The sequence below is a fragment of the Streptomyces sp. NPDC058464 genome, from assembly GCF_042721035.1.
Classification (GTDB): Bacteria; Actinomycetota; Actinomycetes; order Streptomycetales; family Streptomycetaceae; genus Streptomyces.
The window spans coordinates 122,439-141,117 of the sequence record NZ_JBHXMA010000023.1; the positions used below are offsets into that span (position 1 = coordinate 122,439).

14 protein-coding genes are annotated in these 18,679 nt (G+C 72.5%); 4 read left to right on the forward strand and 10 right to left on the reverse strand.

Annotated features, from left to right (window positions below; all coding sequences use genetic code 11):
• Positions 1-33: 33 nt before the first annotated feature.
• Positions 34-1,053, reverse strand: a complete 1,020-nt coding sequence (locus tag ACFWPQ_RS28600) for an alcohol dehydrogenase catalytic domain-containing protein (RefSeq protein ID WP_384040666.1) — start codon at positions 1,051-1,053, stop codon at positions 34-36.
• A gap of 180 nt (positions 1,054-1,233) precedes the next feature.
• On the opposite strand from ACFWPQ_RS28600, the gene ACFWPQ_RS28605 reads away from it, so the two are divergent.
• The gene (locus tag ACFWPQ_RS28605) at positions 1,234-1,806 is read left to right on the forward strand and encodes a TetR family transcriptional regulator C-terminal domain-containing protein (RefSeq protein WP_384040669.1); all 573 of its coding nucleotides are present in this window, start codon (positions 1,234-1,236) and stop codon (positions 1,804-1,806) included.
• 48 nt (positions 1,807-1,854) lie between these two features.
• Here the strand turns inward: ACFWPQ_RS28605 and ACFWPQ_RS28610 are convergent, their stop codons facing one another.
• The 4 genes from ACFWPQ_RS28610 to ACFWPQ_RS28625 all read right to left on the reverse strand — a co-directional run bounded on the left by ACFWPQ_RS28610 (position 1,855) and on the right by ACFWPQ_RS28625 (position 4,644).
• Positions 1,855-2,475, reverse strand: a complete 621-nt coding sequence (locus ACFWPQ_RS28610) for a TetR/AcrR family transcriptional regulator (protein ID WP_384040672.1) — start codon at positions 2,473-2,475, stop codon at positions 1,855-1,857.
• A 60-nt stretch (positions 2,476-2,535) separates the two neighbouring features.
• Positions 2,536-2,868, reverse strand: a complete 333-nt coding sequence (locus ACFWPQ_RS28615) for a nuclear transport factor 2 family protein (protein ID WP_384040675.1) — start codon at positions 2,866-2,868, stop codon at positions 2,536-2,538.
• 72 nt (positions 2,869-2,940) lie between these two features.
• Positions 2,941-3,840, reverse strand: coding sequence for an SDR family oxidoreductase (locus tag ACFWPQ_RS28620; protein ID WP_384040678.1), 900 nt, complete (start codon positions 3,838-3,840; stop codon positions 2,941-2,943).
• A 63-nt stretch (positions 3,841-3,903) separates the two neighbouring features.
• Entirely contained in the window at positions 3,904-4,644 is a 741-nt protein-coding gene (locus ACFWPQ_RS28625; RefSeq protein WP_384040681.1) for an SDR family oxidoreductase, read from the reverse strand.
• Between the two features lie 220 nt (positions 4,645-4,864).
• Between ACFWPQ_RS28625 and ACFWPQ_RS28630 the strand changes: the two genes are divergently transcribed.
• The 3 genes from ACFWPQ_RS28630 to ACFWPQ_RS28640 all read left to right on the forward strand — a co-directional run bounded on the left by ACFWPQ_RS28630 (position 4,865) and on the right by ACFWPQ_RS28640 (position 10,866).
• Positions 4,865-6,496 (forward strand): phosphodiester glycosidase family protein, encoded by a 1,632-nt coding sequence (locus ACFWPQ_RS28630; protein ID WP_384040684.1) that lies wholly within the window; start codon positions 4,865-4,867, stop codon positions 6,494-6,496.
• A 200-nt stretch (positions 6,497-6,696) separates the two neighbouring features.
• Positions 6,697-8,199: a hypothetical protein gene (locus tag ACFWPQ_RS28635; protein ID WP_384040687.1), complete on the forward strand. Its 1,503-nt coding sequence runs from the start codon at positions 6,697-6,699 to the stop codon at positions 8,197-8,199.
• Positions 8,200-8,640: 441 nt separating this feature from the next.
• Positions 8,641-10,866, forward strand: coding sequence for a DUF4157 domain-containing protein (locus ACFWPQ_RS28640; protein WP_384040690.1), 2,226 nt, complete (start codon positions 8,641-8,643; stop codon positions 10,864-10,866).
• Here the strand turns inward: ACFWPQ_RS28640 and ACFWPQ_RS28645 are convergent.
• The 5 genes from ACFWPQ_RS28645 to ACFWPQ_RS28665 are packed head-to-tail and all read right to left on the reverse strand — an operon-like array spanning position 10,859 to position 18,677.
• Positions 10,859-11,524, reverse strand: a complete 666-nt coding sequence (locus tag ACFWPQ_RS28645) for a glycosyltransferase family 2 protein (protein ID WP_384040693.1) — start codon at positions 11,522-11,524, stop codon at positions 10,859-10,861. The two genes, ACFWPQ_RS28640 and ACFWPQ_RS28645, sit on opposite strands and share 8 nt — an antisense overlap.
• Positions 11,525-11,556: 32 nt before the next feature.
• A complete protein-coding gene (locus ACFWPQ_RS28650) occupies positions 11,557-13,512 on the reverse strand; it encodes an ATP-binding protein (RefSeq protein WP_384040696.1) in 1,956 nt (651 codons plus the stop codon).
• A gap of 1 nt (position 13,513) precedes the next feature.
• On the reverse strand, positions 13,514-15,358 hold the full coding sequence (locus ACFWPQ_RS28655; protein WP_384040699.1) for a hypothetical protein: 1,845 nt from the start codon (positions 15,356-15,358) through the stop codon (positions 13,514-13,516).
• Positions 15,355-16,692 carry a hypothetical protein gene (locus ACFWPQ_RS28660; RefSeq protein WP_384040701.1) on the reverse strand — a complete coding sequence of 446 codons (1,338 nt, stop codon included), beginning with the start codon at positions 16,690-16,692 and terminating at the stop codon, positions 15,355-15,357. The genes ACFWPQ_RS28655 and ACFWPQ_RS28660 overlap by 4 nt, the downstream gene beginning before the upstream one ends.
• Positions 16,689-18,677 carry a hypothetical protein gene (locus ACFWPQ_RS28665; protein WP_384040704.1) on the reverse strand — a complete coding sequence of 663 codons (1,989 nt, stop codon included), beginning with the start codon at positions 18,675-18,677 and terminating at the stop codon, positions 16,689-16,691. The genes ACFWPQ_RS28660 and ACFWPQ_RS28665 overlap by 4 nt, the downstream gene beginning before the upstream one ends.
• Positions 18,678-18,679 lie beyond the last annotated feature (2 nt).

The following is an 18,679-nucleotide window of genomic DNA, read 5'->3' on the forward strand; positions in this document are numbered from 1 at the left end:
GTGAGCCGCCTGGGGCTGTGCCGGCGGTGACGATCACGCGGTGACGTCGAGGACGACGCGGAACCGTGCCTTGCCGGAGAGCATCCGCTCGTAGGCGTCCATGGCCCGCTCGAAGGGCATCGTCTCGATGGAGGGGCGGATGCCGTGCGCCAGGGTGAAGGCGAGGTTGTCCTCGTTCTCGATCGACGAGCCGGTCAGGCTGCCGACGATGCTCCGGGTGCCGAAGATCAGGTCGGCGGTGGCCACCGACAGCGGGTCGGGCGCGGCACCCACGACGACGAGCTTCCCGCCCGGCGCCAGGCCTCGCACCAGCGGATTCATGGACGCGCCGCTCGACGCCGTGGCGATGACGAGCGAGGCGCCGCCCAGGCCGGCCAGCGCCGCGCCGGGGTCCGTCTCCGCGCTGTCGATGTACTCGTGAGCGCCCAGTTCACGGGCGAGCGGCTCCTTGTCCTTGCCGCGGGCGACGGCGGCGACCCGGTAACCGAGGCTGCGCGCGTACTGGAGGGCGAGGTGTCCCAGCCCGCCGATGCCCTGCACGGCCACCAGGCTGCCCGCCCTGACGGAGTCCTGCTGAAGCGCGGAGAAGGTGGTCAGTCCGGCACACAGCAGCGGGGCGGCCTCGGCCGCGGACATGCCCTCGGGGATGCGGACCAGTCCGCTGGCGCGCGCGTAGGTCACCTCGGCGTAGCCGCCGTCGACGTTCGTGCCGGTCTGCCCCTGGTCGAGGCAGTTGACGAAGTCGCCCCGGCGGCACGGCTCGCACTCCCCGCAGTGTCCGTTCAGGAAGCCGACGCCGACGCGGTCGCCCGGGTGCCAGGCGGTGACGCCCGGCCCCACGGCGTCGATGACGCCGACGATCTCGTGGCCGGGCACGATCGGACTCGACGGGTCGGCGCGCAGGCCCTCCACGGCAAGGACGTCGGAGTGGCAGACACCACAGGTCTCCACCCGGAGGCGGACATGTCCGGGCGCCGGGTCGGCCGGCTCCCGTTCGACCAGGCGCAGGTTGTGGACTCCGGTGGCCTCGAAGGCTCGGTAGGTGGTGGACATGGAGGCTCCTTGGTACCGCCCGCCGGGCGTGGGCCGACGGGGTTCGGTGTGACGTTGCGAGTTCAATATGACCGGTCGTCTTAGATGGCGTCAAGCCTGGTCGGCGAGGGTGCGCGGGCCCGCGTCCCAGGCTTGACAGCGGCCAAGACGACCGGACATATTGAGGGCGAGGTGATCCGAATGGCACGTGCGTCGAAGCGCGAGGAGATCGCGCAGGCGGCACTGGAGCAGTTCCGCATCCGGGGCTTCAACGCCACCGGCATAAGCGACATCACCTCGGCCGCCGGCGCCCCGAAGGGTTCTTTCTACAACCACTTCGCCAGCAAGGAGGACAGCGCCCTGGAGGCGCTCGACCGCTATGCCGCCGGCCTGCGCTTCGACATGCTCGACGCCGCCGGGCACCCCCCGCTGGAACGCCTCCGGGCGCACTTCGAGTTCATGGGCTCGGACACGGTGGACAGCGGCTTCGTCCGCGGCTGCCTGGTCGGCAATTTCGGCGCCGAGGTGGCCGACCACTCCGAGGAGATCCGCTCGGCCGTCCGGCGCGGCTTCCGGCAGTGGGCCTCGCACATCGAGCGCGTACTCGCCGAAGCCCAGGAATCGGGCGACGTCAGCGCCTCGCTCGACGTGTCGGCGACCGCGCTCTTCGTCCTCAGCGCCTGGGAGGGCGCCCTGATCGCGGCCCGCGCCGACAAGTCCGCCGCCCCCATCGACGCGTTCTTCCACATGGTGTTCGACGTCGTGCTGCGCTGAGCCTGCCTGCCCGCCCGATCCTGGGCGGGCATGACCGACGTCACCGGACTACTTCGGGCGGACTCCGTCCAGCAGGTTGTTCACGAGTCCGACGATGAAGTCGTCGGTGACGGGTTCGTCGGGGATGAGCAGCCGGTGGTAGACGGCACCCCAGAGCTGGTCCACGAGAATCTGCACGTCGATGTCGGCGCGGATCTGGCCGAGTTCCTGGGCTCGGTGGAGACGTTCCCCCGCCAGCCGGCGCCGCTGCGACGAGTAGAGCTTCCGGTAGGCGGTGGCCAGGTCCTGGTCCGTCTGCGACTCGCCGATGAGCTCGGCCAGGATGCGACCTCCCGGGGTCCGGGTCATCACCTGTGCAAAGGCGCGGAGTTGGGCGAGCAGGTCGGCGCGGATGTCCCCGGTGTCGGGGAAGGCGAGCGTGTCCTCGACGGCGTGGAAGTAGCCGTCGAGGGAGAGCGCACCTCTGGAGGGCCACCATTTGTAGAGGGTCGTCTTGCTGACGCCCGCTGCCCGGGCGACGCGTTCGAAGGTGAGGTCGGCGATGCCCTCGCCGAGCAGCAGCTCCCCGACGGTGCGCAGGACGTCCGCCCGGACCTCGTCCGCGGGCCGGCGCCCCCGTCCGCGACCGCCGCCCTCCCCGGCGGTGGGCCGGTTCATATCGTTCGCCATGTGTGCTCCTGCTCGGTTGCCGGGAGGCGGGTCGGTTTCTGTGTCAGGTCGCGCGCGGTGTCAGGGAGCGATCCGCAGGCTCGCGATCAGCCCGTCGCGCAGGGCGAAGGTCATGGGGCCGGTGCCGTTGTGGCCGTTGCCGGTCACGGTCAGGGTCGCGACATAGGTGTCGGACGACGCACCGGGCTCGATCGCGTCCAGCGTGAGATGCGCCTGTACGCCGATGTTGTCGGTCCGGTCCCAGGCGCGCACTCCGTCGCGGGCGCGGTACTCGCGGCCCCAGTCGTCGAGTTCGGCGTCATGGGTGAACGCGGCGGCGAACGCCTCGGCGTCGCCGCGGTTGGTCGCCTCGACGAAGGTCTGGATGGCTGCGGGGATTTCGATGATGCTCATGGTAAATGTCTCCACCGGAGTGGCCGCGGGACGCACGCTCTGAGGCTCTCTCGGCGCCCCGGGCCAGGGATTTCAGCTCTGGACGGTGAGCAGGTCGGACAGGCCGATGCGGGTGAGGAAGCCACGGCGGATGCGGTCGGCGGTCTCGGAGACCTCCTCGGATCCGTCGTCGGCAGGGTCGACGTGCACACGGTAGGGGCGCTTCCCGGCGGGCAGGGCGACGATGCGGGCGATCTCCTCGGAGACGAGCGACGCGGGGGCGTCCTCGGGAGCGAGGGCGGCGAGCTTTGTCGCCACCTGCTCCATCAGGCCGGGGTACCGGCTCTCGTACTCGGCCTCGACGGCGGTGTCGTCGGGGTGGCCGGAGTGGGCGAAGTGGTTGGTGCCGCTGGTGAACGAGCCGGGGACGACGATCGAGGTCTCCACGCCCCAGCGGGCGAGTTCGCCGGCGTAGGACACCGCGAGGGAGTCCATGGCGGCCTTGGCCGCGAAGTAGGGGGCGAGGTAGGGCGGGGTGCCGCCTTTGACGCTGGTGCTGGACACCCAGAGCACCAGTCCTCGCCGGCGCCGGCGCATGCCCGGCAGCACGGCGCGGTTGACGCGCTGGGTGGACAGGACGTTCACGTTGTAGAGCTCGGCGAGCTGGTCGGGGGTGAAGGCTTCGGCCGGCCCGGTCACCATGTGCCCGGCGTTGTGGATCAACACGTCGACGCCGCCGTGCTCGGCTTCGATCTGTGCGACGGCGGTGTCGACCGAGGGCTGGGAGTTCACGTCGAGCTCGACGGACCGCAGGTCGACGTGGTGCTCGTCGGCGTACTGGGCGGCGGCCCGGACCTGGGGCGCGTTGCGGCCGGTGGTCTGGCGCATGCCGGCGTAGACGGTGTGGCCGGCGTCCGCCAGCGCACGGGCGGTGAGGGCTCCGAAACCGCTGGAGGCGCCGGTGATGACGACGACGTTGCCGGTGGTGGACATGGACGTGGTTCCTTTCCGCGATGACAGTGCAGGGGCGGGGTGGTGCGTGTACGGCGAGGGGGGTCAGGCGAGTCCGCCGTTGGCGTAGAGGACCTGTCCGTTGACCCAGCGCGCGGGACCGGCCAGGAACGAGACGACCTCGGCGATGTCCTCGGGCCCGCCGAGCCGCTCCAGCGGGGTCGCCTTGGCGAAGTTCGCGATGGTGGCGTCGTCCTTGCCGTCCAGGAACAGCGGTGTGGCGGTGGGGCCGGGCGCGACGGCGTTGACGGTGATGTCCCGGCCGCGCAGCTCACGGGCCAGGATGAGGGTCAGGCCCTCGACCGCGGCCTTGCTGGCGACGTAGGCGCCGTAACCCGGCAGCTGGGTGCGGACCACCGAGGTCGAGACGTTGACGATCGCGCCACCCGGGCGGACCCTGCGTGCCGCCTGCTGGGAGACGACGAAGGTGCCGCGGATGTTCGTACGGTGCATCCGGTCCAGGTCGGCGAGGTCCAGCTCCGCGACCGGGGACAGGATCATGATCCCGGCGGTGTTCACGACCACGTCGATGCCGCCGAAGGCCGACTCGACCGCGTCGAAGGCCGCGCTCATCGCGCTCTCGTCGGCGACGTCGCCGCCCACTGCCAGGGCCCTGCCGCCGGCGACGGTGATCGCGGCCACGGTGTCCTCGGCCCTGGCCTTGTTTCCCGCGTACTGCACGGCGACCGCGAAACCGTCCGCGGCGAGCCGCTCGGCCGCGACACGGCCGATGCCGCCCGAGCCGCCGGTGACCAGTGCGACACGGTCGGTGGTGGGGGTGCTCATGGGGGTCTCCTTTTCACGTGGGCCTAAATGAACGACACGTTCATATAAGCATGAAATGAACGCGCCGTCCATATCGGAACGGGTGTGGCGGATGTCGTACAGGCTTTTCCACCAGGTGTCCGCCGCTTCACGCAGGGGTCTTGGTGTCGGCCTGGGATGGCCGGGCGGTGCGGAGATGACACGTGGCGCCGCACACGTCCAGTCGTACGTCAGGAGAGGCATGTCTGTCAGAGCCGAGACGTTCGGGTACGCGGTACGGGGTGCGCGCCGCAGCGCAGGACGGGGGTTGGTGCTGGGGACCGTACTGGCCCTGGTCGCGTTCGTTCCGCCGGCCGGCGCGAGCACACGGGCCGGGAGCGCCGCCGCGCATGCAGTCGCGTGGACCACTCGGTACGTGGCGCCCGGGGTGGAGGTCCGTACCGGGGTGCTCAGTGACCCTCGGGCCGCCGGGGTGTGGACCGTCACCGTCCAGGCCCCGGCCGTCAACCGCCTCACGGGTGCCGCCACCTGGGCCCCGCTGGGTGACCGCGGGTGGGCCGACACCACGGCCGGGCAGGTGCGGGCCGCCGGGTTCGCGCCCCGCGTCGAGCAGGTGACCTGGGACCAGTACGCCGACACGCCGCACGGCACGATGGGCTGGCAGGTCAGAGTCGGCGGGTACGCCACGCAGGCCGAGGCGGGGACGCTGGGCTCGGCGATGTCGGCCGCCGGTTTCCGCACCTCCGTCGAGTGGACGGGCTACGACGGACGCCGGCCCGCCGACGCGGAACGTGTCCACGTCGCCGTCGTCGATCCGGCCCGGCTGCGCGGCACGATCGAGGTGAGTGACGGCGGGGACGCCGCCGACCGCGAGAAGACCTCGACGGTGGCCGCCCGTCTGGGCTCCCTGGTCGGCGTCAACGGCGGCTTCTTCGTCACGTCCGACGCGGACGGCGTCCAGGGCACCTCGGCCGGACTGTCCGTGGTGCGCGGCGAGTTGCAGTCCATGGCGGCCGGTTCCCGTGCCGCGCTGATCCTCGCCGACGGCGGACGGCACGTCCGGGTCGCGGACCTGTCCACCACGGTGACCGTCCGTTCCGGCTCGGCCCTCCACGCGGTGCAGGGCATCAACCGGGTCCCGGGCAAGGTGCGCAACTGCGGGCGCCCCGGCGCCGTACCCACCGCGCTCCCCCGGCAGGACGTCACCTGCTCGCTCGGGGACGACCTGGTGAGGTTCACCTCCGAGTTCGGGGCGCCCCTGCCGGCCGGCAGCGGTGTCCAGGTGGTCCTCGACCGGCACGGTGCCGTCGTCTCCCAGGGCGACCGCGGCGGCTCCGTGCCCGCCGACGGCTCGGTCCTCCAGGGCACCGGGACCGCAGCCGCCTGGCTCGCCGAACACGCCGCACCGGGGCGCCGGCTGAAGCTGCGGGAGACCGTCCGGGACGCCTCGGGCAGGCAGGTCCGGCTCGGCCCCGACGACAGCGTCGTCAGCGCGGCCCCGACCCTGGTCGAGGACGGCCGGGTCCACATCGACGCCACCGCCGAGGGCACACTCGACCCGCTCGACCTCTCCTTCGGGTTCGCCTGGTCCAACGTGCGCCAGCCGCGCACCCTGGCCGGCATCGACGGTCGCGGACGGCTGCTCCTCGTGACCGTCGACGGCCGGCAGCCCGGTGTGAGCGAGGGCTTCACGCTCGCCGAAGCCGCCCGGTTCATGCGCTCACTCGGCGCGGTACAGGCCCTCAACCTGGACGGCGGCGGCTCCACCGCCATGGCCGTCGACGGCAGCCTCGTCAACACCACGTCCGACGCCACCGGCGAGCGTGCCGTCGGCGACACGGTCCAGGTCCTGCCGCGCACCGGACAGGACTGACCACCCGCGCGCGGCACCGTCGAGGGTCCGTCGAGAACCCGGTGCCGCCGGAGATCGGCGATCCGGTACGGCTGTGGACGGTCTCGCACAACCCTTCGGCTCGCCGGCGGGTCCCATACTCTGCGGCGGGCGGCGGGGCTCCGCGGCCCGGTGCCGTCCGTGTCCGTGTCCGGCCCCGCAGTGATCCCGGGAGTCTCACCGTGCGCCAGAACAGACCCTCCGCCACACGCAGGCCGCGCCGCACCACCGGCGTCGCCGCCGCGACCCTGCTGCTGACCATCGGAGCGACCATCACGGCGACGGCCCCGCCCGCCGAAGCCGCCCCCGCGCCCATCACGCACGACGACTTCAACAACGACGGCTACCGCGACCTCGTGGTCTCGGCCCCCGGCGGAACCGTCAGCGGGAAGAAGGGCGCCGGCTACGTCGCCGTCCTGTACGGGTCCGCGAGCGGCCTGTCCCTCGCACACCGGGCCACGTTCAGCATGAGCACGCCCGGTGTGGTGGGCCTCGCCGGGACCGGCGACCACTTCGGGCAGGCCACGGCCACCGCCGACCTCGACCGGGACGGCTACGACGACCTGATCGTCGGCACCCCCGGCAAGGACATCGGTGCGGCCGTCGACGCGGGCTCGGCCACCGTCCTGTTCGGCTCACCCACCGGGCTGCGCGCCACCGGCAGCAGGGAACTGCAGGAGATCCTCCCGGTGGCGGGCAACCGGTTCGGAGCCGCCCTGGCCGCCGGCTGGTTCAAGGTGGACGACTCGTCGGTGGCCATCCTGTCCAAGGACACCCTGTGGTCCTTCGGCTTCGAGGTCGTCTCGGACGGCCGCCGGATGGAGACGGACTACAGCTCCCTGTCCAGGTTCGTGCCCTCGGACTTCCGTCCCACCGCCCTCACCATGGGTGACTACAACAAGGACCGCGCGGACGACCTCGTCATCCTCGGGAGCGGGACGTTCGACAAGGCCGGTGTGTACGGCCGGGCCGTGTACGTGTCGGGCGGGCGCGGCGGGTGGGCGGACCACTACGAACTGACCGGCGGCGGCCAGGTCGGTGCCTCGGGGGACGTGAACAAGGACGGCTACACCGACGTCGTCGTCGGCGCTCCCGACGACCGGGACTCCCAGGGTCACCTGACCACCCCCGGCGGGTTCTTCGTCCACTTCGGCGGAGCGTCCGGGCCGGGCAGTCCGGAGGGCGGATACCACCGCCAGTACTGGACGCAGAACTCGCCGGGCGTCCCGGGCGTCAACAAGCCCGCTGACCGCTTCGGCGCCGCACTCAGCGTCCGGGACGTCGACGGCGACGGATACGACGACGTGGCGATCGGCGCACCGGGCAACGACATCGGCGGCGCCGTCGACGCCGGCACCGTCTGGGTCATGCGCGGTTCTGCGTCCGGCCTGACCACGAAGGACATCCGTGTGCTCAGCCAGAGCCCACGCGCCGTCCCTGGAATCCCGGAACGCGGTGACCGGTTCGGCGCCGCGGTACGGCTCATCGACGCCGACCGCGACAAGAGGGCCGGCCTGATCGTCGGCGCTCCCGGCGAGGACGGCGGCAACGGCGGAGTGTGGGTCTTCCCCTCTGCCACCAGCGGGCCCTCCCTCAGCCGCGCATGGTCCTTCGACGGCGGCACACTGCACGCCCCCGACTCCGACGCCCGATTCGGCCAGACCCTTGCCCCGCACGGCCGCTGACAGCAGAACCGCCGGGCACCGGCAGCCGTCCACCGCGCGGTCGGCACGGGCGGGGCGACAAACCGTCTGAAGGCGAGTGCGGGCCCACCCGCTACGGGGGAAAGGGGTGGGCCCGCACTCGCTCAGACTCCCACGCCTCCACTCTCGGCGCACGGCATGCGCCGCCTGAGGAGGGCGTTCGCCTGCGCTTCGGGTGTTGTCATGGCCGCCCTTTCTCCGTGACGTGGCGGTGACGGACGGTCGGGCAGTCTGAGCCGGTCTGTCGGCAGCTGAGGCGAACCGGCTTGACGCGACTCGACGGAGGCGGACGTGGGCAGTGAGCATTCCCCTGAGCCCGGAGCGGAGAAGGCCCGGGGCCGGGCCGGCGGCGGGAGCGGGCTTCGCGCCGCGCCGCGGGCAAGCGGGGCGGACGGGGCAGGGCGGACCATCCCGCTGTGGGCCGTGAGTGACGGCGCGCGCGGTGCACGGGAGGGTCGTACGGACGGGGTCGAGGCCGTCGCGGACATCGTCGCCCGGCGGGCGGGGCAGCCGCTCGAACCGGCGGTCCGGGCTCGGTTGGAGGCGGTCTTCGGACGGAGCCTGGCCGACGTACGGGTGCATACGGACGCCGAGGCGGCGGAGTCCGCCCGGTCCGTCGACGCGCGGGCGTGGACGGTGGGGAACCACATCGCCTTCGCCTCGAACCGCTACGCACCGGACACCGCGGCGGGCCTGCGGCTGCTCAAGCACGAGGTGAGCCATGTCGTCCAGGACGGCGGGCGGGCATCGGCACCGACCCGGCTCGGCGACCCCGGCGAGGCCGCCGAACGGGCCGCCGGCGCCGTCGCGGCGGGGGCCGCGCCCGGGGCGGCGCTGTCGGGAACGGGACCGGCGGGGGTTGTCCACCGGCAGGTCGCCGGGGCGGAGGACAGTACGACGCACGGGGATCCGCGTGATCCGCAGAACCCGCACAACACGCTGACCGCAGACCAGATGTTCCGGATCTGGCAGCGCTACTGGAACCGGCGGCTCAACAGAGCAGTCACACGTGAGGACGAGGTCAGGACCAGGATCTGGAGCAAGGACAACATCAAATACGCCGATGACATGGACAAGTTCACCCATGGGCTCCGGTCCGCACTCGGGTCGGAGTACGAAGCGGCGGCCGACGAGTTGGACGCGTGTCAGGCGATCACGTCCCAGATGGAGAACGTACTCAACTGGCTCGAAGCCCGTCAGGTGATGGGCGAGCCGGTGACCTTCGACCAGGTGAACGCCAAGGCGTTGGAATCGGCACGTGCTCAGGCGTGGTTCCAGACGTGGATAGAACCCCTCGTCATGGGGGTCCTCGCGATGGGGGCCGGTCCGCGAACCGGACCCGGCCTCACCCGTGTCCCCGAAGTGCCCGCCGCCGAGCCGATCACCGTCGGCACTCCGCCTTCCGGCGCTCGAGGAGCGACGGGGTTCGCGGGATTCATCCGGAAGGTGCTGGCCGCCATGACGATGGGAGTGACCGACGCGGATCCCGTGACCCGGGGGCCGGCGGCCGGGGGTGCCCCGCGGGCCGCCGTCACCGAACCGTTGCGGCCGGCGGCGGGGAGGCCGTCGGCCGCCGGCGGGCCGACGGCCGGCGCCGAACGGTCGGGCCCGGTCGTGCGCCCGCAGCAGAGCGCCGTCGCATCGCCCTCTGCCGAGGTGGGGGCCGCCGCCGAGACGGCCGCGCGCACCACCCCGCCCGAGGTCCCCGTCAAAGCCTCCCCGGCCAGGTCGGCGGCGGGCTCGAAGGGGCCCGCGGCCGGTTTCGACGCGGCGGGGCGGCAGCGGGCCGCAGAGAAGCTGGAGGGCAAGCAGCGGGCGGTCGCCGCCGCCGGTGCGTCGGTCTCGTCGCACCAGGGGGACCGGCAGAGCGCCCAGGAGAGCCTTCGCAGGCAGGCGGGAGAGCGACCGGCACCGGCGAGGCCCGCCTCGCTGAAGGACCGCCTGAACCGGATCCGCCGGTTGCCGACCTACGAGGACAAGGCCGAGGCGGTCGAGGAACTGCGCCGGGAGGCCGGGCGGACGGCCGAGGAGAAGGCGTACCTCGACTGGCTGGGCCGCAACTACGCCCTGCAGCACGAGGCCGAGGACGCCGGGGGCGCGGTCGCTGCGGTCAACGACAGGCAGTTGCCCGCCGCGACCCAGGAGCGGGACGCGGCGCAGAAGGCTCTGAACCAGGCGAGCAAGAGTCTGAACGACCTCATGCGCGGCAACGGCCCGAACTACGTCGCCACCGGCAGGATCCAGGTCGACCAGGTGATGTCCGCCCCCACGTGGAACGCCCTGGCCACCAAACCGGAACTCGCCACGGATCACCTCGTGTCGCTGGACCGCATCACCAAACTGCCGGAACTGCGCAGGCTGCTGGCGTTCTACGCGCAGGCACCCGCCGAGGTGCAGGCGGTGCTCCGGCAGGAGCTGGCCGCTCTCGGCGACCTGCCGGAGAACCTCGTGCGGATGCGGGCGGACGCCAACGGCAGCAGCCTGAAGTCCAACAAGAGCTGGGCGGACATCTCGTACGCGAAGGCGGAGAAGTTCGGGTACAGCGTGTCCGACGTCGACGGCGCACGGGCACGCGAGGAGCAGGCGTACGCCGAGATCCTCCGGAGGATCGAGGAGCTGACCGCCAAGTACGTCAAGAACATCAAGTAGGGAACGGCGCGCGGTAGAAGTCGAGGTCCGGGCCGAGCAGCGCCCGGACCTCGTCCGTCGTCGCGGGCGAGGCCCAGACGTTGCGGCTCGACTTCGCGACGGTGTTGGCAGGGTGTACCAGGGCCACGAGGGCGTCGCCCGGTGTGGTCGCGGTGGCGGTCCGGTTGATCAGCCGGTGGACGAACACCGAGTCCTCCGCGACGGCCTGGTCCGGGTAGGGTGCGCGGAGCCAGAGGTCGCGGCGGAAGCAGAGGCTCTGGCCCGCGAGCCACCGGGGCAGCCGGTTCGGCCAGGTGACACGCCAGGCCCGGTCGGCGGCGGGGTCGTAGTAGAGCACGCTTGTCATCCCGCACAGCTCGGCCCGTCCCAAGGTCAGCTGCCGCACCTGCCGGCTCAGCCGGTCGGGGGCCTGCCAGTCGTCGTCGTCCCAGTGCGCGATGATGCTCCCCCGGGCCGCCTCGCAGGCGAGATTGCGTGCGGTGCCCACGGTGACGCGCCGGTCGAGCCGGTGGTAGCGGACGGTCGGCAGGTCCGGCACCAGGTCCTCGACGGGGTCCGTTCCGCCATCGACGATCACCAGTTCCTTGCAGGGATGGTCCTGGCGCAGGAAGTAGGAGATCGCACGGGATACGAACCGCCGCCGGTTGTGCGTCGGCATGATGCAGCTCACGAGCGGGGGCGGGAGCGTGTTCATGCGCGGGCCGGGGCGTGGTCCGGGAGCGGGCAGGAGGCTCCGGTGCGGCGGTACTCCCGCCGCACCGCCTCGACGAGGTCCTCGTCTCCTACGGGTGTGCCGTTGTCCAGACCGCGAAGGACCGCGTACAACGCGGTGTTGCGGATCTGGCCGCCGGTCAGGTCGCAGCGGCGGGCCGTGTCGGCCAGCACCGCGGAGCTGACCCGGTGGTCGCCGGGCAGGTGGGCGGACCACAGCCGGCGGCGCAGACCGGCGTCGGGCGGCACGAAGTCGACGGTCACGTCCATCCTCCGCAGGAAGGCCGGATCGATGCGGTTCCCGGCGTTCGTGGTGACCACGACGATTCCCTCGAAGGTCTCCAGCCGTTGCAGCAGGAAGTTGGTCTCCAGGTTCGCGTACCGGTCATTGGCGTTCGCGACGTCGGTCCGCCGGGTCATCAGCGCGTCCCCTTCGTCGAGCAGCAGCATGACGTCCAACTCCTCTGCTCGGCTGAGGAGTTGGTCGAGGCTGCGTTCGGTCTCCCCGATGTACTTGTTGACGACCGCCGCGAGGTCCACCCGGAACACGTCGAGACCGAGCGTCGCGGCGAGGTGCCGGGCCGCCAGGGTCTTGCCGGTGCCGCTCGGGCCGCCGAACAGGGCGCGTACGCCGCGGTTGAGGCCGCCGCGCATGCCCCCGGCGGCCGTCGTCAGGCGTTCCCGGTGCCGGCATCGCATGGCCAGGGTGCGCAGTTCCGCCGCGGCGGCGGGGGTGAGGACAGGCGGGTCGCCGGCCGGCAGCGGGTCCAGCGGGTGGGCCAGCACCTCCAGGCTCTGCCGGTCGAGGGTCCTGGTCGCGGCGGCGACATCGGCCGGCGTGACCGCCGTGCGGCCCGCCGTGCGTGCCCCCGCGACGGCCAGCGGAGCCGCCCGGTGGATGCTGCCCGGGGTCAGCAGGAAGCGGTCCACGATGGTGTCGAGGTCGGCCGTGCCGCCCGTCACACCGAGGTCGTTCCAGAGTCCGCGGCGCTCCGCCGGTCCGCATGCGCCGAGGGTCACGGTCAGCGCCGGATCCAGCGCCTCACCGGTCACCCCGCCGGTGCGGCCGATCACGACGCCGAGCGGCTGATCGACGCCGGGCGGCCGGGGCAGGGTCAGGGTCTCGCCCGGTCCGGGTGCGCACCGTACGACGGGAAGCACGTCGCCGATCGAGGCGAGGGCGCCGAACAGCCGCCAGGTGTCGTCGCCGGGCCGCCCCTCGTACACCAGCAGATCCCGGTCCAGTGCGGCGGCCAGCGAACCGAGCAGGGTGGTCCGGCCCGACCCCGCCATTCCTCGGACGATCAGCGCTGCGACGGACCCGTCCCGCAGCAGCGCGGGCAGCCTCGGAACCGTCGCGGCGGCGTCGGCGCAGAGCACGACCCGCTCCAGCGGCGGGAACTCCGCCCGCGACCGGTGGGTCAGCCCGGTCGGCAGCGCGTCGGGGCCGATCCGGCCGCTCCGCAGCAGATCCCACACCGGTACCGGGACACGCACCACCCACTCCGAACGCGGGTCGGCCGGATTGTCGACGTCCAGCAACCCGCGGCGTACGAGGTTCTGCACCCGGCCGGTGAGGTCGTACACGGTGTGGGAGACGTCGGCGAGCAGCCAGCCGAGCAGGCCGACGCAGGGCCGCCGCGACGGGAGGGGGTGCTGGAGATGGGCGAAGAGGGCGCCGAACCGGACGTCCTCCTCGATCAGTCCGGCGGCCATGAGGAGCAGTCTGTCGGGGGCGTCGAGCCGGTGCGGCGAGGGGGGTTGTCCGTGTTCCGGGGAGAGGGTGTCGGAGTGTGCCGCGGCGCGGTACTCGTCGAGCCAGGGCGGGTTCGCCAGGGGATCGGACGCGGTGTGCGGCGCCTCCGCGAGCCTGTGCAGTATCCGGTCGAGCAGATCACGGCCGGTGAGATCGGCCGTCGCAGTGATGGTCGGCATGTCAGTTCCCGCCGTCATGGCCGTCGTGGTCGAAGCGGTCGTGGTCGAAGCCGTCGTGGTCATGGCCGTCGTGGTCGAAGCCGTCGTGGTCGAAGCCGTCGTGGTCGAAGCCGTCGTAGTGGAAGGCGATGATCCGGCCCAGGGCCGGGACCCAGCCCGGATCCTGGTCCAGGCCGCTGGACCGGGCGGTGAGGTCGATCTGGTGCAGGCCGAGGATCACGTCGACGTGGGTCCGGCCGATCAGGAGGGTCCCCGGTCGCGCGAACACCTCCGGGGTGAGCCGGTGCCGGGCCAGGAGGTCCCGCAGCCGGCCGGTCACCCCGTCGAGCCGCACCGGCGTGGGGGTGAGCGCGTCACGGCCGTCGAGTTCGGCCAGGATCCGCCAGATCGGGTCCCGGTGTCCGGATCCGGGCCCGATGGCGGACGCGTCGGGCAGCAGCCAGGCGCCCAGTGCCTCCAGGGTCGCCCAGCCTGAGACGGGCTCGTGGGCGTCGTCGGTGCGTGGCAGGTCCAGCCAGGTCATGAGGTTGACCGCGTAGAAGAGGGTGGCGAAGCGGGTCTCGACGACCTCCCCGGCTGCCGGGCTCCCGACCCTGATTCGGGATTCCGCGAGTTGCGGGGCGGGAGTCGGGATTCCCGTCGCATCGGGTGGGTGGGGAGTGCCGACCGAGTCCGGACGGCGTACGGCAACGGCCGGGGGCCGGAGTCTCGGTGGATGGGAGCTCGGTGGACGGTGGTCGGACACTGTGTACCCGAAGTCGACCGGTTCGTCCGCCCGTTGGGGGACGCCGGGGCTCGTCGAGCCGGCTCCGGCCCGGCGGGGCGTGGCGTGCGCGGACGGCCCGGCGGGGTTCGGGGCAGCCGGATCCGCGGTCCGCAGCTGGGCGTCGATCTCCCCGGCGAGGCGGTCGTCGCGGGCGGCCCACGGCGTGGCCGCGAGCGTCAGCCCGAGGGCCAGCAGCGCCCGCCCGGCCGGCCGGAGTGCGGTGCCGGGCTGCGGCAGGAAGGGCGCGGGGGCGAGGGTCCGATCCGGCGCGGGACCGGACAGCCGGACCGGTGTGGGACCGGCCAGCCGATCCGGTGCAGGGGCGGAGAGCCGATGCGGCGCAGGGGCGGGCAGGTCGTCCGGCGCAGGGGTGGGCAACCTGTCCGGTACGGGGTGGAGCGGCCGATCCGATGCGCTCGCGGTCCCGCCCGAGACCGCCCCGGCCCCGGTCGCACCTCCCCCCACCCTGCCCCCGGCCGCCTCCGCCGCAGCCCCGACTGGTGCTCCTGCAGGCCCGGTTCGCGCCTGCGGCATGTGAAATGCCGTCAGGACCGCGTCGATCACCGCCTGCGCCTGGGCGTCCGACAACAGGTCTATCGCGCGTACGGCGTCCCCCGCCGCACCTGGGAAACCCGGGGAACGCCGTGCCAGTTGGGCCAGTGCCGCGGGTACCCAGGCCGGCCGCTCCAGCCAGAGCCGGGCCAGTGTCGTGCCGGTGCCGGCCGAACGCACTCCCCTGCGGACCTCCGCCGGCCAGTACCAGCGGTCCGCGGCGCGGCCCATGACCAGATCGGCCGTCAGGCAGGTCATGGCCTCGACCTCGTCGCTGAACACCACCGCCGTGCAGTCCGGCGGTGTCGGGCCCAGCGCGGGCCGGGCCGCGCTCCTGCGCAGGGCCGCGACCCGGTCCCGTACCGTGCGGGGCTGTGCGGCGGGCACGCTCAGCCGGCGGATCACCAGCACGGACCGGTCCGGCACGGGCGGGGCGAGACCGAGCGCACGGACGGCGGCGTACGCGTCGGGCGGGCCGTGCCGGGGCCGGTGCAGGCGCATCCTGGCGATGTGTACGGCGTCGCTCACGTGGCGGTGCCCTTCGGCGTGTCCCCGGCCTCGGAGGCCTCGGTGTCGGAGGCCTTGGTGACCGTCCCGCCGCCGTAGCTCTGCTGCCAGGGCAGGTTGGTCATGAACACCACGTAGGTGGGGATGGTCTCGGAGGCTTCGAGGTTCTCCCGGACCCAGTAGTACGTCAGGTGGATTCCCCGCTCGTCGGAGTTGAAGGAGGTGAGTTCCGGGGGGAGTTGCCAGGACTGGCGGAGGGCGAAGTCGGCCACCGACCAGTCGACGACACCGCCGTAGGACGCCGCACCGCCGAAGAAGGTCCACGGGTCGAACAGGGACCCGGTGAAAGCGGCTGCCGACTTCCTGGCCGCCGTGGCGGCCGAGGCGGCGTCCTGGCTCGCGGTGAGGGACCCGTTCTGGAAGGCGGCGGGCAGGAACCCCACCGGAGGCAGCAGCCCGAAGTTCTCCGTGGCCGTCGTGTAGCGGGCGAGTCCGCCGGCGGAGATCAGGTCGATCTGTTCCTGGAATTGCAGGAACCGCGCCTGGCCGTCGGCGTCGCGTCGGTCGGCGACCGTTGCCGACCAGCCCGAGGTGACCGGATCGGGGGTGGTGATCCGGCGCCGGGCCGACCAGTTGTCGAGGTCGACCACCCTCTGGCCGTCCCAGCGGAAGACCGCAAGGGGCAGGTCCAGGTCGGTGAGGTCCGCCGGGTCGAGACGGTCGAGTCCCGAGTACGCGCGGTCGAAGGTGAAGGGGAAGATGGGCAGGTCGACCAGTTGCTCGGCTCCGTAGCACCAATGAGCCGTCAGATTGCGCAGGTTGCCCTCGGTGGCGGCGACTCCGAGGACCGTGGTGAGGGCGGGCAGGGCGATCGCCCGGATCTCCACCCCCTCCGCGGTCCAGCGGGCCGCGCACCCCGGTGACAGGGTGCTGTCGGGCGACGCGGCCAGCGCCACCTGTCCCTGCCGCTGCTGGACCGGGCGGGCCGTGAGCAGGTACGCGCCCGCGGCGACGCCGGAGTCCGTGCCGCCGGTCGAGCAGCGCGAGAAGACCGCGGTGCCGGCGGTGGTGGTGGCCGAGAGGGCCAGCGGCAGCGTGATCGTCCGCGCCGCCACGACCGGCTGCCCGGACGGGTTGACACCGGTGCCCGCGGCCACCGTGAGGGTGGTGGCACCCGAGGTCACCCAGAGTCCCTGGACGACCCCGGCACCGGCCGCCCGGCCGATACGGGCGTCCCGGGTGAGCAGGCTGGCCTGGCCGGTGGCCAGGTCCTCGGCGGCGAGCAGCCGCCCGTTGACGTAGTTCGGCAGCAGCGCGCCGCCGGTGAAGTCCGACCCGATCGTCTGGCTGCTCATCGCTTCTGTCCCCGCCCGGTGGTCGTCCTCGGCGCGGCGGTCTTCGCCCGGGTGGTCCTGCTGCGGGCGGGCGAAGGCTCCTCGTCGTCGGGTGCCGGGACGCGGTGGAAGACAACGATGCTCGCCTCGTCCCCGTTCCAGCCGGTGAAGTCGACGGCTGCGCTGTCGATCCAGCTCGCCAGCGCGGTACTGCCGGAGGCGGCGCCGGTGAGGGTGAAGTCCTCGGCGGGGAAGACGAAGCGCACGTAGGCCGGGAACGGGCTGTTGCCGGCCGGGGCGCTCGTCGTCACGTGCCAGACGTTGCCGTTCCGTGGGTCCTGGGTCGGGCCGGTGACCGTCAGGGGGTCGCCGGTGGTCTCGTCGTACGCCCGGACCTGTGGGGTCTGGACGAGCATGTCGTGCCGGGTGCCCCGGGGTTCGGGATGGAACCACAGCTCGAAGTCCAGCTGGTCGGCCGTCGCGCCGGTGCCGGTGACGGTCACGAAGGGAGCGGGGGTGCGGGGGGTGGCGGCCGGCGGGGTGGCCTCGGCCGCTGCGGCCGGCGGGTCCTGCGGAGTCTGCGCGGTCTGCTCGTTCCGCGCGTCTTCGGGCAGCAGGGTGCTCGTCGTGCTGTTCGCCGTCGTGTAGGCCAGGACGGCTCCGCCGCTCGGGGCCGTGTTGAGGAAGCGGACGCCCCGCTGGTCGCGCCATTGGTCCAGCGTCCAGGCGCCCCCGATGACCACCGCGTCGGACTCGAACCGCGCGCTCAGTTGCTGACCGGCGGTGGGCTTGAACCCGGGCGGTGGGGTCAGCGTCCATACGTTCGCGTAGGTCGGGGATTCTGACCCGCCTGACGGCTTACCGGTCGCCGTGAACGCGTAGGTGGCGCCGGTCTCCGTGGTGACCTGGATCGGACCGTGCAGGGTGACGGCGTAGTCCACCAGATGGAACCAGGCGTCGATGGTGAAGGCACCGGCCGTGGGCGGGGAGGGGACCAGCGTCACCAGCTCGACCGGTTCCTTGTCGATCCGCTCCGGTGGGGGAAGTTCCTGGATCAGCTGGGTGTTCAGGACGCTGGGCCGGCCGGCGACTTCGACATGCATGTTGTAGATGGAGTTGACGTCTGTGCTGAGCCCGTACATCTGGAGGGCCCCGAGGAGGATCGCCGGGTCCGAGGACTGCGACGGGGTGATCAGGTCCGGTTCGAGCCGGGGCCTGACCTCGCTGACCCAGATGGCGAAGATCTCGTCCCAGATGCGTCCCGCCTGCCATCTCGCGATCTCGTAGGCCACGAGCGGCGTGCCGAACTCGTCTATGTCACCGGGGCCGTTCGGCGCGATGTCGGCCAGGGCACGGACCGCGGTGACCAGCGCGTCCTCGCCCGGGAAACTCCCCTGCGGCTGCTCGACGACCGCGACCGAGGCGAGGAGCCGTCCCAGCCGTCGGTCGCTGTCCCAGCGCGGCATCTCCGGGGGGTCCCAGCGCAGTTCGACGGTCCAGGAGTCGCGGACGCGGGACGCCACCTGGGTCTGGTCGCCGGTGCCGCACGGCCGGCCGGGCAGCGGCACCAGGCCGTCCAGGCACTCGGCATAGCTCGCGACGACATAGATCGTCGCGGCCCCGGAGCCCTCGGTGTGCTCCTCGACGATGCCCGGATGTGCCTGCTCCTGGGCCGTCAGCCAGTCCTGGAGCCGGAGGCACTGGGACTCGGGGACGGTGAACTCCCGCCCCCACTGGTCGATGCCCGATCCGCGGCCGACGGTGATGACGTAGTCCCCGCCACCGTCGGGGGCCGGGTCGACGGACACCTGCAAGCCGTAACTGGTGCCGTACCCGTGCAGCAGGCGCCGGTGCCGGTAGGTCTTCTCCTGGTGGTACAGCTGTTCCTGGAGGAACTCGTCGAGGCCGAGCACCATCCCGTACGAATAGTTGACCCGCAGGTCGGGGCTCAGCGTTCCCGTGGACAGGGAGACGCAGGGCCCGGTAGTGGGCTCCGTGGTGGTCATCG